Here is a 16345-nt window from a genome sequence, read left to right as displayed (position 1 = left end):
CCTCAGCCCGTGTACCGGGTGAAGACCTTGAGGTAGTCGTACGGCTGCTGCGTCACGCCGCTGCAGGAGTCGCCGTCGGTGCCCGAGCCGCAGGGGCGGTCGCGGTTGACGGACCAGTAGGTGAGGCGCCCGATGTGGTGCTGCTGGGCGTAGGCGAGCATGGTCTGGAAGTCGGCGACGCGGACGCGTTCGCCGGAGTCGTCGGTTTTGCCGTTCATCGACGACAGCCCGATATGGGCGTACGCGGTGGCGTCGCTGTAGCCGTACGCCGACTTGACCCGTGCCTTGAGGCCCTCCATGGCCTGCGTGGTGAGGGTTCCCATGTTCGTGGCGCCGCCGCCGAAGTCGAACGGCATGATGCACCAGACGTCGTTCGCCAGACCGGAGTTCGCGGCCCGCTTGATCATGTCGACGCCGGTGGAGTCGGGACCGCTGGTGGTGGTACCGAAGGTGATGACGGTCTTCAGGCCGGGGTTGTTCGCCTTCACCGTCTTCAGCGCGTCGACCACGCGCTGCCGCACCGTGGCGTTCGACCACTCGGTGTTCTCGATGTCGATGTCGAGGGCCTTCAGCCGGTACGCGTCGATCACCTTCTGGTAGGCGCCCGCGAGCGCCGAGGCGCTGGAGCACTTCTCGCCGAGCTTGTTCCCGCTCCAGCCGCCGACGGAGACCATGACGTCACCGCCGGCGGATCTGATCGCGTCGATCCTCGACTGGTCGGTCCCGCCGGTCAGCGGGCGCGAGCCGTCCCACTTCGGGTTGCAGCCGCCGTCGGAGAGGATGAACGCGAGCGTGAACCACTTGACGCCCGTCGCCGACATCACCGAGGTGGGGTTCGGCGGGTTGCCCCAGCCGAGGTACTCGTAGGGGGCGACGGCCATGCCCGGTGAAGCGGCCGCAACCTTGAGGGAGTTGGCGGGCTTCACACGGATCAGCCGGGTCTCGCCGGGCCGCAGGGTCGCGCTGTACGAGTCGGCGATCACGCCCTTGTGGGAGCCGGACCACAGGTCGGTGACGTCGCCGGAGCCGGTGAAGCCCACCTGGGACCAGTCCACGGAGACCGTCGTGCTGCCGGACGTGCCGTTGTTGAACAGGGCCACCACGTACTGGCCGTCCTTCTCCTTCTTGCTCCAGACCTGCTGGACACCGCTGTTCACGATCCGCTTGGCGGCGACGCCGTCCTGGTCGACTCCGATCAGCCGGTCGTTCGTCAGCATCGCCTTGTCGACCGGGTCGAGGTCGGTCAGGTCGGTGCCGAGCAGCAGCGGTGAGGCGGCCATCGCCCAGAGGGTGAAGTGGGAGCGGCGCTGGTCGGCGGTGAGGCCCACCCGGTCGCCGTTGCCGATCTCCAGGGAGTCGAGGTCGTTCCAGCCGCCGGGACCCGCGTGCGGCTGCCAGGAGGCCGCCGAGCTGAAGCGGGAGGAGACGTGCGACCAGTCGGTGAGCGGATAGCCGCTTCCGTTGGAGCCGGGGCCGCAGTAGCACTCCACATCGCCCTGGGTGCGCCAGCTGTTCGCCAGCTTCTTCCAGGTGGCGGCGTCCGCGATCGGAAGGTTGTTGGACAGCGCGAAGTTGATGGGCCGTCCGGAGGCACGCAGCGCCTTGTCCCAGGCCTGGACGTCGGGGATGTCCTGGCTGCCCACCCCGTCGATCTTCAGGTAGTCGACTCCCCAGGAGGCGAACTGCCGCGCCCAGGAGTTCACGAACTCCTGCGCGCCCGGCTTCCCGTAGTCGATGTAGTACATGTTCTTGCAGTTGTAGTTCTTCTCCGTCTTCGAGGTGTCCGCGATGTCCTTGGCGTGGTACGAGGTCCCCTCGATCGGCGTGTTCTTGGTGACCGCGTTCTTGGCGATGCCCGGCGTCACGTAGAAGCCGAACTTCAGGCCCTTGGAGTGGATGTAGTCGGCCAGCGCCTTGATGCCGGACGGGAACTTGGCGGTGTCGACCGCCCAGCGGCCGTAGGAGTCGACGACGAAGCCGTTGTCGTCGCACTTCTGCCAGAAGTCGTCGAGGTTGATGTGGACGAAGCCGTGGCTCTTGAGACCGCTGGAGACGAGCGCGTCGGCCTGGGCCTTGATCTTCGCCTCGGTCGGCGAGCGGCGGACGAAGCTCCAGCTGCTCCAGCCCATCGCGGGCCGGACCGACTGGCCGTTGTCGGAGGCGGCGGCCGGCCGGGCGGCGGCCAGCAGCGGTATGACCGAGGCGATCAGCAGCCCGACCACGGCCACGACGAGCGATCTGACGCGGGTGAGGTGAGTGACTGGGGTGATGCCTGTCATGACTGTCCCCTCTTCGCGGGAGTCGCGTACGAGGTCCCGACCCACGCCTCGTCGATCCGCAGCCGCTGGTAACGGGTCGTGTCGGTGGAGGCGGCCCAGGTGGAGTCGACCTCGAGACGGACGTAGCGGGCGCTCGCGGCGGTGAGGTCGATGCCCTGGATGCCGCGGCGGCTCGGCAGTTGACCGGTCTTCACCGGGCTGCCCCAGGTCGAGCCGTCGGCGCTCAGGTACACCTTGTAGTCCTTGATCCGCGCCGACTGCTCGGTGTCGGAGCGGGCGTAGGCGACGGAGTCCTCGCGCTGGTTGAGCCCGAGGTACTGGACCTTCTTCGCCGATCCCAGGTCGAAGGTCAGGTCGACGGGCAGCGTCTTGTTGCTGTCCCAGTAGGTGCGGTAGTCGCCGTCACCGGCGGCCGAACCCGGGTGCCCGCCTGCCGAGGCGCTCGCGCTCACCTTGACGCCGGAGAGGATTCCCTGGCGGCCGGCGGCCGTGACCTTGAACACCGTGTCGTACGGATCCCAGTTCCCGAGGCCGGTGAGGGTGAGCACGCCGCCCGACTGCGACCACGAAACAGCGGCTCCGGTACGGAGGTTGGTCACCGACGCGATGCGGTAGCCGTTGTCGCGGACGCGCAGCGTGCCGGTGCTCGGCGGGGTCAGGACGTGGATGTACTGGCGGTTGGGGTCGGTCTTGGCGATCGTGGTCACGCCGTGCGCGCCGTCGTTCCAGAAGCCCGGCTTGAGGCCGCCGTACATGTAGCCGCCGCCCTCGGTGCCGTGCAGGGACTCCCAGATGGGAGCGAGGTAGGAGTTCGCGAAGGTGTTGAAGGCGGCCTGGTTCGCCGGGAACTTGCCGTTGACCTGGGCGGTCTCGGCCATCAGCGCCTTCACGGACGAGCCGGCGTTGGTGACGAGCCGGCCGAGGGTGAGCATCTTGTCGACCGACGGGTCGGAGCCGTCGTACCACCAGGCGCCGGTGGAGGGCAGCTTGAAGTCGGCTTCGGTGAGGCGGGGTTGGGCCGTGTAGACCGCCTGCGGGTAGTCGTACGCCGGCGTCATCCCCGTCTTCTGCTCATTGCTGATCATGTCCATGATCGGCGTGTCTTCGTTGTTGTTGCTCAGCGTGTAGTTCGGGCGCTTCTGGTAGATCTGCGCGTAGAGGTTGTTGCTCTCCCAGTACGCGTTGTCGTTGTCGATCCAGAAGCCGCCGAGGTCGGGGTAGCGGTCCATGACCTCGAAGAAGTTGTCGTAGCTGAACTGCCCGAAGCCGTCCCGGGTGGTCAGGTCGACGTTCTTGCCCTTGTAGGCCGAGTACGCGGCCGAGTCGAGCCACTCATGTCCGCCCTCGGCGTGCCACTGGGGGTCGTCGGTCATGTAGAGAATGACCTTCAGGCCCTTGGCCTTCGCGGCGGTGATCAGTTCGCCGAGGAAGTCCCGCTTGGTGGAGCAGGAGCCGGGGATCTTCGACGGCCAGGCGCGGGCGTAGCCCAGGCGGCTGTGGAAGGAGGCGAGGACCAGGTACTGGGTGTGCAGTTTCTGGGCCTCCTTCACCCAGTAGTCGGGACTCCAGCCGCCGTTCGTGACGTCCTTCTCCCAGGCGGCGCAGTCGGTGTGGGCGGGAGCGGTGCGCAGACCCCAGTGCAGGAAGAGGCCGCCGACGGAATTGCGCAGGAAGTTCTGGCGGGGGTTTTCCAGGTCGAGGGGCTTCGCGGAGGTGGCGGCATCGCGCAGGTCGAGGGCGGCGGCGCGCGGAGCGCTCCGCGGGGCCGCGAGGGCGGCGGGGTGGGTGAGTCCGAGGACCGCGGCGAGGACGAAGAGGACGATCACCGCGGCTCGGCGCCGTGGAACGGTGGGGGGTTTCATGGGGGCGCTCCTCACGCGAGCTGGTAGCCGCGGAGATCGGTGAGCAGGAGGTAGGTGTCCTGCAGGGACCCGGAGGTGTCGCCGAGGGAGCGGTAGATGCCCCACTTCGGCCGCACGCGGTCGGCGAGGAAGGTGTCGACGCCGCTCTTCGACGCGTCGATGACGGTCGAGCCGCCGCTCTTGAGGATCCAGCGGACCGAGCCCGCCGAGCCGTTGCCCACCTTGATCTGGAAGTCGACGTCGGTCCATTTGTCGTGCAGGGGGTCCAGGTCGGTGCGGCCGATGAGGATGTCGTCGATGGCGAGCTTCAGCTCGATGGTCTGCTTGCCGTTCACCCGGCGCAGCGACTGCACGACGATCGGGGAGGTGCCGCTGCCCGGCTGCTTCATCTGCATGATGTGCGTGAAGGTGGTGGTCGCCTTCAGCGAGCTGGGGATGTACATGGAGTACGTGACCCGCCAGGTCTGGCCCTGGGTCCACTTGAGGTAGTTGCTGCCGCTGCCGTTGCGCAGCCCGGTGACCTCCTGCCGCTGACGGTCGGTGGACGTGTCGCGGTCGACCATGTGCATGTTGAAGCGCCAGTTGTTGCCGGTGGCGTAGATGTGGGGCGCTCCCGAGGGGTGTGAGTCCGCCCGGTCGTCCTCGATCGTCTCGAAGGCGCCGAGTCCGTCACCGCTCGCGGACGGGGCCCACTTCTGCTGCCAGGAAGCGGCGTGCGCGGTACCCGCGGCGGGCAGACCCACGGCCGCTCCGGCGGCACCGGCGAGCGCGGCGCCGAGCAGCGTCCTTCTGGATGCGTTCGCCCTTTTGGGTGTGCTCATGACACTAATCACCTCGCAGTTGTTCGTTCATGATCAGGAAGGCGCCCAGGCCGTGGAAGTCGTCGGTGGCCCGGGTGCGGGCGACGTAGTACGCGTAGTCGCCGACGTTCGTGCCGACGGAGATGTCGGCGAGGTTCGTACGACCGTCCGCGCCGACCGACAGCTTCGCCAGGACACCCTGGTAGCCGCGCCGGGCGACGGCCCTGTAGTGCGGGTCGAGATAGCCCCGTTGGGCGCCGCGCGAGAGGGCGTAGGTGAACATGCTGGAGCAGGAGGTCTCGGTCCAGTTGTCGCTGCGGCCGCCCTTGTCGATGACCTGGAACCAGCGCCCGGTCGCCGGGTCCTGGTACTTCTCCAGGCCGGCCGCCAACTTGCGGAAGATTTTGAGGAGTTGAGAGCGGCGGGGGTGGTTTGCGGGGATCGCGTCCAGCACGTTGGTGATCGCCATGGAGTACCAGCCGACCGCACGGCACCAGTGCTCGGGCGCCAGCCCGGTCTGCGGGTCCGCCCAGCTGACGCTTTTCGACTCGTCGTAGGCGTGCCTGAGCAGCCCGTTCGCGACCTGCAGATGGCTGCCGTAGACGGAGAGCTGCCTGGCCGCCTCGTCGTCGGCGTACGCGCTGTCGCCGAACTCCTTGCCGTACTCGACGAGGAACGGGTTCACCATGTAGACGCCGTCAGCCCAGAGTTGGTGGGCGCGGCTGGCGGTGTCCGCGTGCCAGAAGCCGCCGTCGGCGGTGCGCGGGTAGGTGTTCAGGCGGTCGCGGATCTTCTGCGCCGCCTTGCGGTAGCGGTCCTGGCCCGTCTCGTGGTGCAGGATCACCAGCAGTCGGCCGGCCTGCATGCTGTCCAGGCTGTTGAAGGACTGGTCCATGGCGCCGTCGCTCGTCACGAAGCGGTCGACGTAGTCCTTGATGTAGGTGAGGTAGCGGGCCTCGTGCGTGCGCCGGTAGGTGAGGTACTGGCCGTAGAGGTAGAGGCCGACCGGGTAGGACCAGCTGCCGATGGTGCTCGGGGTGTAGCGGGCCGTGGTGGAGTCGACGAGGGCCACGGACCAGTCGGGGGCGGCGGCCGGGCGGTTCGCGGTCCGCGCGCTCGCGGCCACGGCTGTGGTCGGGTTCGGGACGGCCGCCGGCAGAGCGGACAGGGTGACGGCGGCCAGGGCGATGGTCGTCAGCGCCGCGGACAGGGGTCGGCGTGTCATATGCCTCCCTTTCGAAGGACTTTCGAAGGGCTTACATCCGATGTCTGGCGAACGGGAGCCTCCGTCCAGGCGGTCGGCGTCATGGTGTCGTCCATGGAGGCGTACCTGCTTCCCGAAAGGCGGAGGGAGGGGAAAGCCCAGGACAGCATGGAGAGGGCCGGCGTTCACATGGGTGTACAACGTTCAGCAACTCGTTCGACAGCGCCATACAGAGTTGCGGCACAAGGCGGCGCGGTCAATGGTCCGGACCGAAGAGGTCGGATGCGTTTCCGGCCAATCTCCGGCCGTCGATCCCCAGTCACCCTCCGACCGCGCCCGGCTCGGGCTCCGGCCGCCATCCGGCCGATCCCGTCCTCCCGGCACTGACTCACCAGTCAGTTCCGGCGGATTGCGACGGATTCCGCGGTCAGGAATGCATCACGGCGCGTGATCGTTGACGATGGGAGTGCCATCTGACGACAACCGTAAGGATCAAGAGCTCGTGAGCAGCAAGGTCCCCCCGATCATCCTCAACAACGGCGTCGAGATGCCCCAGCTGGGTTTCGGCGTCTGGCAGGTGCCGGACGACGAGGCGGAGCGGGCGGTCGCCACCGCGTTGGAGACCGGGTACCGCAGCATCGACACAGCGGCGATCTACGGCAATGAAGAGGGCACCGGCAAGGCCATCGCCGCCTCCGGCGTCCCCCGCGAGGACATCTTCGTCACCACCAAGCTCTGGAACAGCGACCAGGGGTACGACGCCACCCTGCGCGCCTTCGACGCGTCGCTGGAGAAGCTCGGCCTGGACTACGTGGACCTGTACCTGATCCACTGGCCCACCCCGTCGCGGGACCTGTACGTCGACACCTACAAGGCGTTCGAGAAGCTGAACGCCGACGGCCGGGCCCGGGCGATCGGTGTGTCCAACTTCGAGCCGGAGCACCTTCGGCGCCTCGTCGCCGGGACGTCGGTCATCCCGGCAGTCGACCAGATCGAGCTGCACCCGCACCTGCAGCAGCGTGAGGCCCGTGAGTACCACGCCGAGCAGGGCATCGCCACCGAGGCCTGGTCCCCGCTCGGCCAGGGCAAGGGCCTCCTGGAGGTCCCGGCGATCGTGGCCATCGCGCAGAAGCACGGCCGCACCCCGGCCCAGGTCGTGCTGCGCTGGCACATTCAGCTCGGCAACGTGGTGATCCCCAAGTCCGTGACACCGTCCCGGATCAAGGAGAACATCGAGGTCTTCGACTTCAGTCTGGACACCGAGGACCTCGCGGCGATCAGCGCCCTGAACGAGGACCGGCGTCTGGGCCCGGACCCGTCGACGTTCAACATGGCCTGACCGTTTCCTGGTTCTCGCCTCCGGCGCGCCCCGCACCGCTCTTCCGCGGTGTCCGGGGCGCGCCGCGTGTCGTACGGGCCGCTCCTGGATGACCGGGCAACCGGGTCGGGTTGAGGGTTGTCAGCGCGTCCCACGCCTACAGGGTTGACGCGGCCATGCCGAGGGGGCACCTTGGTTCCGCCAGGTAAGGAAACTTTCCTAACAGAAGGGTCCCCCACAGTGCGTACGCGAACACTGACCCTCTCCGTGGCCTGCTCGGTCGCCCTGCTCACCGCCGGCGTACTCCCCGCGACGGCCACCGGCGCCACCTCACCGACATCCGTCCAGGAGGGCACGGTCAGCGCGGCGAACCTGCTCGCGAAGGTGACGAGCTGCTCGCAGATCTCCAGCGGCAAGTACAAGACCGACGACGAGACATCCGCCACGATCCCCGTGTGCGGCAAGAACGGCGCGGTGTTCTGGAAGGCCGACATGGACGTCGACTGCGACGGCCAGCGCACCTCGAACTGCAACGAGAACACCGACCCCTGGTACCAGGACGACACGGCGTTCCACCAGTCCAACGGCAAGCCGCTCAAGGCCGACTCGCTGCCGTATGTCGTCGTGCCCAGCTCCAGCAGCATCTGGAACTACTCCGGCGCCGGCATCAAGGGCGGCGGCGTGGTCGCCGTCATCTACAACAACAAGGTCGAGTACGCCGTCGTCGGCGACACGGGTCCCACGAAGATCATCGGCGAGGCCTCGTACGCGACCGCCAAGGCCCTCGGCATCGACCCGGACCCGGAGACCGGCGGCGCGGAGTCCGGGGTGACCTACATCCTGTTCAAGAACTCCCAGGTGTCCCCGATCGAGAGCCACAGCGCGGCGGTCACCCTCGGCGACCGCCTGGCGCAGCAGTTCCTGAGCAACAACTGATGCGCGTTCAAGGCTAGTTGGGCTGCCCGATCGGTCGTACGACGACGGTGTTGACGTCGACGCCGGCGGGCTGCCCGAGGGCCCACACGATCGAGTCGGCGATCTGGCCGGCGGTGAGCAGATGGCCGGGCGGCAGACTGCCGTAGCTGTCCCAGAACGGCGTCTCCACCCGGCCCGGCGCGATCAGCGTCACGCCCACCCCGAACTCGGTCACCTCCCGGCGGGTGTTCTCGGCGAGACCGGTCACCGCGTACTTCGTCGCCCCGTAGATGTTGCCGGGCGTGGGTACGAACCCGGCGACGCTGCCGACCAGCACGATCCGGCCCCGGGTCTCCTTCAGCGCGTCGATCGAGGCGCGGATGAGCAGCGCGGGGCCGAGCACGTTGGTCAGCACCATCTCGGTCCAGCCGGACGGATCACCCGTGGCGACCGAGTCATGGGTGGCGAACCCGGCGTTGGCGACGACCGTGTCCAGCCGGCCGAACTCCTTGAGCGTACGGTCGACCGCCGAGCGCACGTCGGCGTAGTCGGCCGTGTTTCCGGCGAACGTCACCAGGCCGTCCGGGTCACCGAGTTCCTCGGCGAAGCCGCGCAGCCGGGCCTCGCTGCGGCCGGTGACGGCCACCCGCTGCCCGGCGTCGAGCAGCCGCCGGGCGACCGCGGCGCCGATGCCGCTGCCGCCGCCGGTGATGAGCGCGACCGGAGAGTCGTGAGAGTCGGTCATGGGTCCCCCCGTGCTTCCTGTGCTTCCCGCACCTGTGCTTCCCGTGAGTCCTCGATTTCCTCGACGGGTGCTGGAAGTCCATCAGTTGGAGCGCTCTCGAAGTCAAGGGGGTCGAGGAAGCCGGGCGCCGGCGGTGGGCGTCAGCCCTTACGCTCCGCCGTGTGCACCGTGTGCGCCGCCAGGACGAAGACATCCCGCCGCCGGTGCACGCTCGCCGGGTCCGCGGGGTCGAGCAGCCGGTCGAGGGTGGCACGGTCGGTGGCGTCGAGCTGGTCGCCGAAGCCGTCGCGCATGCGGGACAGGACGGCGGCGACATGGGCGCGGGCCCGGTCCGTGGTGGGGGCGGGCAGGTCGAGCAGGAAGCTGCGCGTGCCGGTGTGCCGCAGGCCCGCGGCGGCCATCAGTGCCGGCCAGTCCTCGGTCTCGGCGACGGCGCCGGGCAGGTCGGCGCGCATCCGCGCGAACCACTCCTCCTCCAGCGCGTCCAGCCGGGCCTGCAGCCCGGGCCGGCCGATGCCGAAGTCACGGGGCAGGAAGCGGGCGGGCAAGCCGCCCTCCAGGATCGCGAGGGTGCCGCCGGGTGCGAGCCGCGCGGCGAAGGCGGCGAGGGCGGCCCGCTGGTCGCCGAGGTGGTGCAGACTGCGGCTGGCCCACAGCAGGTCGGGCGGATAGTCCAACTCGTCCAGCACACCGGGTAGTTCACCGGCGAGAGTGCCGAAGCGGTCGGCGACGCCGAGCCTCGCGGCCCGGGCGCGGGCCCGCTCCAGCAGCGGCTCGGTGCCGTCCACGGCGACGACCCGGGCGCCGGGGAAGGCGTCGGCGAACAGACAGGAGACGACACCGGGTCCGCTGCCCGCGTCCACGATCAGCCCGGGCGCCGTCTGTTTGTGCCCGAGCCAGGCCAGGGCCCGCTCGTACAGGGGCGTGAACAGCTCCGCCTGGGACTCCAGCATCGGGGCCATCTCGTTCCAGTCGATGTCGACGTGGTCGTGGTGGTGACCATGAGAGTGGCCCTGAGGATGATCTTCGTGGTGGTCGTGCGTCATGGGGGTCAGCCTCTCCTCGCGATGCGGCCAGCGTGCACCGACGCACCGCGAGCGGGCCAGCGTTGTTGCCGCGACGGCAACGAACCGACGGCACAGAGACCGGGAGAACACATCAGGTGCGCGGCGGTCCAGCCGAACCACGGCACCCGGCCCGCTTCCAGGCCCAGCCGCCGCTGTACCCGGCGGTGCCGTACGAGGTGGAGCGGTCGGACGCGGCCTCCTCGGCCTGCTCGGCCGTGGAGTACGCGATCCGCCGGGGTCCGGCCCGCGAGGGGTGGCCCCGGCGGATCACGTCAGGAGACGGTCAGCCGGTCAGAGCGCCGGGTAGGCGTTCTTCATCAGCTCCTGGAACTGGGCCGAGAACCAACGCCCGGAGATCGGGGCGTTCGGCAGGGCGCCGGACAGGTTGTTGCCGTTGCGCGGGTTGCCCGTGTAGGTCGGGTCGCACATCCGGTCGAAGCCCTTGCCCTCGTCGTTCGGGATGGCGCTGCTGGAGCCGTCGGACTCGCCCGGGGGCTTCATCCAGACGTACGCGTCGATCCCGGCGGCGGGGCTGGCCTGCGGGCGTTCGCCGAGGCCGGCGCCGGACTGGTTGCACCAGTTGCCGGTGTTGAGGCGGCGGTCGTAGCGGCCGCCGTCGACGTACGTGTTGACGTCCGTCATCGCGCCCGGTCCGGCGGGTCGTGCGGTGCCGCCCCAGCCGTTGCGGGAGGTGTCGATCAGCATGCCGATGCCGGAGTCGAAGCCGATCGAGACCAGCTGATTGCGGAAGGCCTGGGCGTAGGACAGCTCGTCGACGTACCGATTCCAGTCCACCCACTTGGACTCGCGGACCGACTTGCCGGCGACCGTGTCGTTGATGGTGAAGTTGTTCTCCTTCAAGGCGCTGTAGTTGGCCGTGTTGGTGATGAAGCCGTGGACGTCGTTGACGGTGGCGCCCTCGGAGGTCGCCGCCTCCTTCATGATCGCGGCGCTGGGGGCGAAGTTGTCGTCCCAGCCGAGCCAGCCGTGGTGCCCGGCGTCGATGTAGTTGTAGACGTTGGGCACGTCACCCAGCTTGTTCAGGGCGTAGCCGACGCCCTTCTGGTAGTTGCCGTTGGCCTTCATCACGTCGCACTGCGGGGTGGCGGTGGGCCGGCTGCCGGTGTTGGTGACGAGGTTGGGCAGCGAGTCGATCTCGATGGTGGTGACGATCCGCAGCGAGGCGTACTTGGCGTCGGCGAGGATCGCCTTGATCGGGTCGATGTACTGCGTCTTGTACTTGTCGATCTCCGTCGGGCCGAGCTCGCCGTTGGAGGCGAGGGCGGAGCAGTCGCGTCCCGGCAGGTCGTAGATGACGAGCTGGACGACGAGTTCGCCGGAGCCCTTCTGCTTCAGGGCCTCGTCGAGGTGGTCGCGCAGGCCCATGCCGCCGTTCACGCCGTTGATGGCGGCGATCCGGTCCAGCCAGACGCCGGTGGGCTGGTCGGCGATCCGGCTGCCGCCCGGCTCGGCGGCGGCGTGCGCGGACCACTCCGGGTTCACGTACACCTTGGCGCCGCTGTAGGGGTTGTCGACCCGGGTGGTGCCTCCGGGGTCCGTCGGATCCGTGGGGTCGGTGGGGTCGGTGGGGCCGCCGCCGTCGACGTTGCAGGTCACGCCGTCGAGGGTGAAGGCGGCCGGGATCGCGTTGGTACCGCTGTAGGTGCCCTGGAAGCCGAAGCTGACCGAACCGCCGGTGGCCAGCGACCCGTTGTAGCTCTCGTTGGCCGCGGTGACGGCGGCACCGCTCTGGCTGACCTTGGCGTTCCAGCCGCTGGTGACCTTCTGGTTGCCGGCGTACGACCACTTCACCGACCAACTCGACTTGGCCGCACTGTTGTTGGTGAGGGTGACGTTGGCGGTGAAGCCAGTGTCCCACTGGTTCTGCACCTTGTAGTCGACGGTGCAGGGGGCGGCGGCTGTGCCGAGGTCGCGGGGTACGACGGCGAACGCCGTCCCGGAGGCCCCGGCGACCAGCGCCAGGGCGGCGAGCATCGCGGTTCTGGTACGACTCATGAGTGGGGGTTCCTTCTCCGTTGCGGGTGACTCGACTGCGGATGGACTCGGCTGTGGACGGACTCGGTTGCGGGGACGGACTCGGTTGCGGGGACGGACTCGGTTGCGGATGGAGTCAGGCGGTGGACGACTCAGGGGTGGATCGACTCGGGGGTAGATTCACTCGCGGTGGATTCACTCGGGGCCACGCCTGGGTGACCGTGGAGGCGGCGCGGTCCGGGTAGGGCTCGTCGAACAGGTCGAAGGCGACAATCGCGTCGCCCTTGAAGGTGTTCGCCACCGAGGTCCAGAAGGACGGGGCATACCGCATTCGGGCATCGGCTTCCGGCAGCCGGCGTGCACGTCGGAGCAACCGGCCGAGTTACCGGTGTACCGGCCGTAGGACCAGTGCGGTTCGAGCGGCGGCGTCATGCTGTGCGCGTTCACCTTCGCCACCAGGTCGTCGGCCCGGCGTCGGTGTCGCAGGTGCTTCCGTTGAGCGTGAAGGACTCCGGTACGGCGGTGCTGCCCGACACGGAGGCGATGAACCCGGCGCTGACACTCGCGCCGGTGCCCAGCTGCCCGTTGCAGCTCTCGTCGGCGGCGGTGACCGGCGTACCGGACGGGGACCACTTGGCGTTCCGGCCCTGACTGATCTGCCGGCCGTTCGCGAGCTCGAAGGTGAGGCTCCGACTGCTCACGGCAGCCGTGTTGTTCGTGACCTTCACGGCCCTCTGGAAGCCGGCGTCCCACTGGCCGGTGACGGAGTACTCCACCGTGCGGGCGGGTGCGGCCCCGGACACCGCGACTGCCGTAACCGTCATGGACCCGACAAGTGCGTGCGGGTCCGCGACGGCTGAAAGTACTGAACGCGGGGGGTGTCGCATGAGCGACTCCTTGCAGATCAGGCGCGCCCTGCCGGACGCGTCGACTGATGGAACCGCTCCCACTGGTGCCAAGGAAGGTAGCGCCAAGTGACGGCAAAGAACAGAGGAGTCACTGACTTTCCCTCAACACGTTCCGTCGAATCTTTTCGACTCTTCAAGCACCTTGACCCCTCTCACCCCCGTCCCCACTATGGGAGCGCTCCCACTGGTTCAAGCCTTGACTTCTCCGAGCCGCAAGGAGGAACCAGCACATGCCCCCCAGAACAAGACGCCGGGCCGCTCGGCGCATGTGGACCGCCGCTCTGGCGGCCCTCGCGCTGCCGCTCGCGATGCTCAGTACGGGTTCAACTCCTGCTCAGGCGGCGCCACTTCAGTGCAGCGTCGACTACAAGACGAACGACTGGGGATCGGGTTTCACCGCGGATCTGACAATCACCAACCGCGGCACGGACGCCGTCAACGGCTGGACCCTGGCCTACAGCTACACCGGCAACCAGAAGCTCTCCGGCACCGGCTGGAACGGCACCTGGTCCCAGTCCGGCCAGGCGATCACGGTGAAGAACGCCTCGCACAACGCCACGATCGCCGTCGGCGCGGCCGTCTCGACCGGCGCGCAGTTCGCGTACAGCGGCACCAACGCCGCCCCGACGAACTTCTCGGTCAACGGCACCAGTTGCACGGGCGCGCACCAGCCGCCGATCGCCGTGCTGACCAGCCCCGCCGCCGGCGCGGTCTACACACAGGGTGACGCGGTCCCGCTCGCGGCGACCGCCGCTGCCGCGGACAACGCGACCATCAGCAAGGTGGAGTTCTACGACAACACCACCCTGCTCGGCGCGGACACGACCGCGCCCTACTCGCTCTCCGCCTCCAGCTTGACCGTGGGCAGTCATTCGCTGCTGGCGAAGGCGTACGACAGCCTGGGCGCCTCCGCGGAGTCCACGCCGGTCGGCATCACGGTCGCCTCGGGTCCCGCCGTGGTGGCCTCGACCAACCAGCTGGCCGTGCAGCAGGGCAAGACGGCGACGTACGACGTGAAGCTGTCGACGCAGCCGTCCGCCGACGTGACCGTCACGACGGCCCGCACCGGCGGCAACTCGGGTCTGTCGGTCACCGGCGGGGCCTCGCTCACCTTCACACCGTCGAACTGGAGCACCGCGCAGAAGGTCACCGTCACGGCGGACTCCTCCGGGACCGGCGCGGCGACCTTCGAGTCGACGGCTCCCGGTCACGGCAAGGCCTCGGTGACGGTCACCCAGATCGCCGCGTCGAAGCAGTACGACGCCCGGTTCCTGGACCTGTACGGCAAGATCACCAACCCGGCCAGCGGTTACTTCTCCCCCGAGGGCATTCCCTACCACTCGGTCGAGACGCTGATCGTCGAGGCGCCGGACCAGGGCCACGAGACCACGTCGGAGGCGTACAGCTACCTCCTGTGGCTGCAGGCCATGTACGGGAAGGTCACCGGTGACTGGTCGAAGTTCAACGGTGCCTGGGAGATCATGGAGAAGTACATGATCCCCACGCACACCGACCAGCCGACCAACTCCTTCTACAACGCCTCGAAGCCGGCGACGTACGCACCCGAGCTGGACACCCCGAACGAGTATCCGGCGAAGCTCGACTCGTCGGTCTCGGTCGGCTCCGACCCGATCGCCGGTGAGCTGAAGAGCGCGTACGGCACGGACGACATCTACGGCATGCACTGGCTGCAGGACGTCGACAACGTCTACGGCTACGGCAACTCTCCCGGCAAGTGCGAGGCGGGCCCGACGGACACCGGACCGTCGTACATCAACACCTTCCAGCGCGGCGCGCAGGAGTCGGTGTGGGAGACGGTGCCGCAGCCGACCTGCGACGCCTTCAAGTACGGCGGCAAGAACGGCTACCTGGACCTGTTCACCGGTGACTCGTCCTACGCCAAGCAGTGGAAGTTCACCAACGCCCCCGACGCCGACGCGCGTGCCGTGCAGGCCGCGTACTGGGCGGACGTCTGGGCCAAGGAGCAGGGCAAGGGCGGTGACGTCTCCGCGACCGTCGGCAAGGCCGCGAAGATGGGCGACTACCTGCGCTACGCGATGTACGACAAGTACTTCAAGAAGATCGGCAACTGTGTCGGACCGTCGGCCTGCCCGGCCGGCACCGGCAAGGACGCCTCGATGTACCTGCTGTCCTGGTACTACGCCTGGGGCGGCGCGACCGACACCTCGGCGGGCTGGGCCTGGCGCATCGGCTCCAGCCACGCGCACGGCGGCTACCAGAACCCGCTGGCCGCCTACGCGCTCAGCTCCTCCGCCGACCTGAAGCCCAAGTCGGCCACCGGGCAGTCGGACTGGGCCAAGTCGCTCGACCGGCAGCTGGAGTTCTACCGCTGGCTGCAGTCCGACGAGGGCGCCATCGCGGGCGGCGCGACCAACAGCTGGGCGGGCCGGTACGCGACGCCGCCGGCCGGGAAGTCGACGTTCTACGGCATGTACTACGACCAGCAGCCCGTCTACCACGACCCGCCGTCCAACCAGTGGTTCGGCTTCCAGGCCTGGTCGATGGAGCGGGTGGCCGAGTACTACCAGCAGACCGGTGACGCGGACGCCAAGGCCGTCCTCGACAAGTGGGTCGACTGGGCGCTGTCCAAGACCACGATCAACCCGGACGGCACCTACCGGATCCCGGCGACACTCGAGTGGTCGGGCCAGCCCGACACCTGGAACGCGTCGAGTCCCGGCGCCAACAGCGGACTTCACGTCACCGTCGCCGACTACACCAACGACGTCGGTGTGGCCGCCGCGTACGCCAAGACCCTGACGTACTACGCGGACCGCTCCGGCGACACCCAGGCGGCGAGCACGGCGAAGGCCCTCCTCGACGGCATGTGGAACAACTACCAGGACGCCCTCGGCGTCGCCGTCCCGGAGACCCGCGCCGACTACAACCGCTTCGACGACGCGGTCTACGTCCCGTCCGGCTGGACCGGGACGATGCCGAACGGCGACGCGATCAACTCCTCGTCCACCTTCGAGTCCATCCGTTCCTTCTACAAGAACGACCCGGCCTGGTCGAAGATCGAGGCCTACCTGACGGGCGGTGCAGCGCCCTCCTTCACGTACCACCGGTTCTGGGCCCAGGCGGACATCGCCCTGGCCATGGGCTCGTACGCGGAGCTCCTCGAATAGTCCCCGCCGGGCGCTCCGCGGGTTGGGCGGTTGTTCGGCTGCGGGTCCGTTGTGGCTGGTCGCGCAGTTCCCCGCGCCCCTTTCGGGGCGCGGTTGGCCCACC

General features: G+C 68.6%; 11 protein-coding genes and 1 pseudogene. 3 read left to right on the top strand and 9 right to left on the bottom strand.

The genetic code is table 11. The features are described from left to right. Positions 1–2: 2 nt before the first annotated feature. The 4 genes from ACIBK3_RS13745 to ACIBK3_RS13730 are packed head-to-tail and all read right to left on the bottom strand — an operon-like array spanning position 3 to position 6166. Positions 3–2279 (bottom strand): alpha-galactosidase, encoded by a 2277-nt coding sequence (locus tag ACIBK3_RS13745; protein ID WP_399365107.1) that lies wholly within the window; start codon positions 2277–2279, stop codon positions 3–5. Further along, positions 2276–4141 carry a discoidin domain-containing protein gene (locus ACIBK3_RS13740; RefSeq protein WP_399365105.1) on the bottom strand — a complete coding sequence of 622 codons (1866 nt, stop codon included), beginning with the start codon at positions 4139–4141 and terminating at the stop codon, positions 2276–2278. The genes ACIBK3_RS13745 and ACIBK3_RS13740 overlap by 4 nt, the downstream gene beginning before the upstream one ends. Positions 4142–4152: 11 nt before the next feature. Further along, a complete protein-coding gene (locus tag ACIBK3_RS13735) occupies positions 4153–4962 on the bottom strand; it encodes a heparin lyase I family protein (protein WP_399365103.1) in 810 nt (269 codons plus the stop codon). Positions 4963–4966: 4 nt separating this feature from the next. Next, positions 4967–6166 carry a glycoside hydrolase family 105 protein gene (locus ACIBK3_RS13730; RefSeq protein WP_399365101.1) on the bottom strand — a complete coding sequence of 400 codons (1200 nt, stop codon included), beginning with the start codon at positions 6164–6166 and terminating at the stop codon, positions 4967–4969. A 481-nt stretch (positions 6167–6647) separates the two neighbouring features. On the opposite strand from ACIBK3_RS13730, the gene ACIBK3_RS13725 reads away from it, so the two are divergent. Both ACIBK3_RS13725 and ACIBK3_RS13720 read left to right on the top strand, forming a co-directional pair. Then, positions 6648–7484, top strand: coding sequence for an aldo/keto reductase (locus tag ACIBK3_RS13725; RefSeq protein WP_399365099.1), 837 nt, complete (start codon positions 6648–6650; stop codon positions 7482–7484). Between the two features lie 219 nt (positions 7485–7703). Next, positions 7704–8399, top strand: a complete 696-nt coding sequence (locus ACIBK3_RS13720; protein WP_399365097.1) for a glycoside hydrolase family 75 protein — start codon at positions 7704–7706, stop codon at positions 8397–8399. A 13-nt stretch (positions 8400–8412) separates the two neighbouring features. On the opposite strand, the gene ACIBK3_RS13715 is transcribed toward ACIBK3_RS13720, so the two are convergent. The 5 genes and pseudogenes from ACIBK3_RS13715 to ACIBK3_RS13695 form a co-directional block, all read right to left on the bottom strand. After that, on the bottom strand, positions 8413–9123 hold the full coding sequence (locus tag ACIBK3_RS13715; RefSeq protein WP_399365095.1) for an SDR family oxidoreductase: 711 nt from the start codon (positions 9121–9123) through the stop codon (positions 8413–8415). Between the two features lie 140 nt (positions 9124–9263). Beyond that, positions 9264–10169, bottom strand: a complete 906-nt coding sequence (locus ACIBK3_RS13710; RefSeq protein ID WP_399365093.1) for a class I SAM-dependent methyltransferase — start codon at positions 10167–10169, stop codon at positions 9264–9266. Positions 10170–10281: 112 nt separating this feature from the next. Next, the gene (locus ACIBK3_RS13705) at positions 10282–10461 is read right to left on the bottom strand and encodes a hypothetical protein (protein WP_399365091.1); all 180 of its coding nucleotides are present in this window, start codon (positions 10459–10461) and stop codon (positions 10282–10284) included. A gap of 20 nt (positions 10462–10481) precedes the next feature. After that, entirely contained in the window at positions 10482–12206 is a 1725-nt protein-coding gene (locus tag ACIBK3_RS13700) for a glycoside hydrolase family 6 protein (RefSeq protein ID WP_399365089.1), read from the bottom strand. Positions 12207–12390: 184 nt separating this feature from the next. After that, a pseudogene (locus tag ACIBK3_RS13695) lies at positions 12391–13072 on the bottom strand (cellulose binding domain-containing protein); the annotation flags it as partial. Positions 13073–13323: 251 nt separating this feature from the next. Here ACIBK3_RS13695 and ACIBK3_RS13690 point away from each other — a divergent pair. After that, positions 13324–16242 (top strand): glycoside hydrolase family 48 protein, encoded by a 2919-nt coding sequence (locus ACIBK3_RS13690; RefSeq protein ID WP_399365087.1) that lies wholly within the window; start codon positions 13324–13326, stop codon positions 16240–16242. Positions 16243–16345 lie beyond the last annotated feature (103 nt).

Source organism: Streptomyces sp. NPDC050287, assembly GCF_044459385.1.
Classification (GTDB): domain Bacteria; phylum Actinomycetota; class Actinomycetes; order Streptomycetales; family Streptomycetaceae; genus Streptomyces.
Note: the sequence above shows the minus strand (reverse complement) of the source record. Positions and strands in the feature narration are given on the sequence as shown.

Excerpts from the sequence above, each read along its gene's own strand:
- ACIBK3_RS13745 (WP_399365107.1), bottom strand. The coding sequence starts at position 2,279 with ATGACAGGCATCACCCCAGTCACTCACCTCACCCGCGTCAGATCGCTC.
- ACIBK3_RS13740 (WP_399365105.1), bottom strand. The coding sequence starts at position 4,141 with ATGAAACCCCCCACCGTTCCACGGCGCCGAGCCGCGGTGATCGTCCTC.
- ACIBK3_RS13735 (WP_399365103.1), bottom strand. The coding sequence starts at position 4,962 with ATGAGCACACCCAAAAGGGCGAACGCATCCAGAAGGACGCTGCTCGGC.
- ACIBK3_RS13730 (WP_399365101.1), bottom strand. The coding sequence starts at position 6,166 with ATGACACGCCGACCCCTGTCCGCGGCGCTGACGACCATCGCCCTGGCC.
- ACIBK3_RS13715 (WP_399365095.1), bottom strand. The coding sequence starts at position 9,123 with ATGACCGACTCTCACGACTCTCCGGTCGCGCTCATCACCGGCGGCGGC.
- ACIBK3_RS13710 (WP_399365093.1), bottom strand. The coding sequence starts at position 10,169 with ATGACGCACGACCACCACGAAGATCATCCTCAGGGCCACTCTCATGGT.
- ACIBK3_RS13700 (WP_399365089.1), bottom strand. The coding sequence starts at position 12,206 with ATGAGTCGTACCAGAACCGCGATGCTCGCCGCCCTGGCGCTGGTCGCC.
- ACIBK3_RS13690 (WP_399365087.1), top strand. The coding sequence starts at position 13,324 with ATGCCCCCCAGAACAAGACGCCGGGCCGCTCGGCGCATGTGGACCGCC.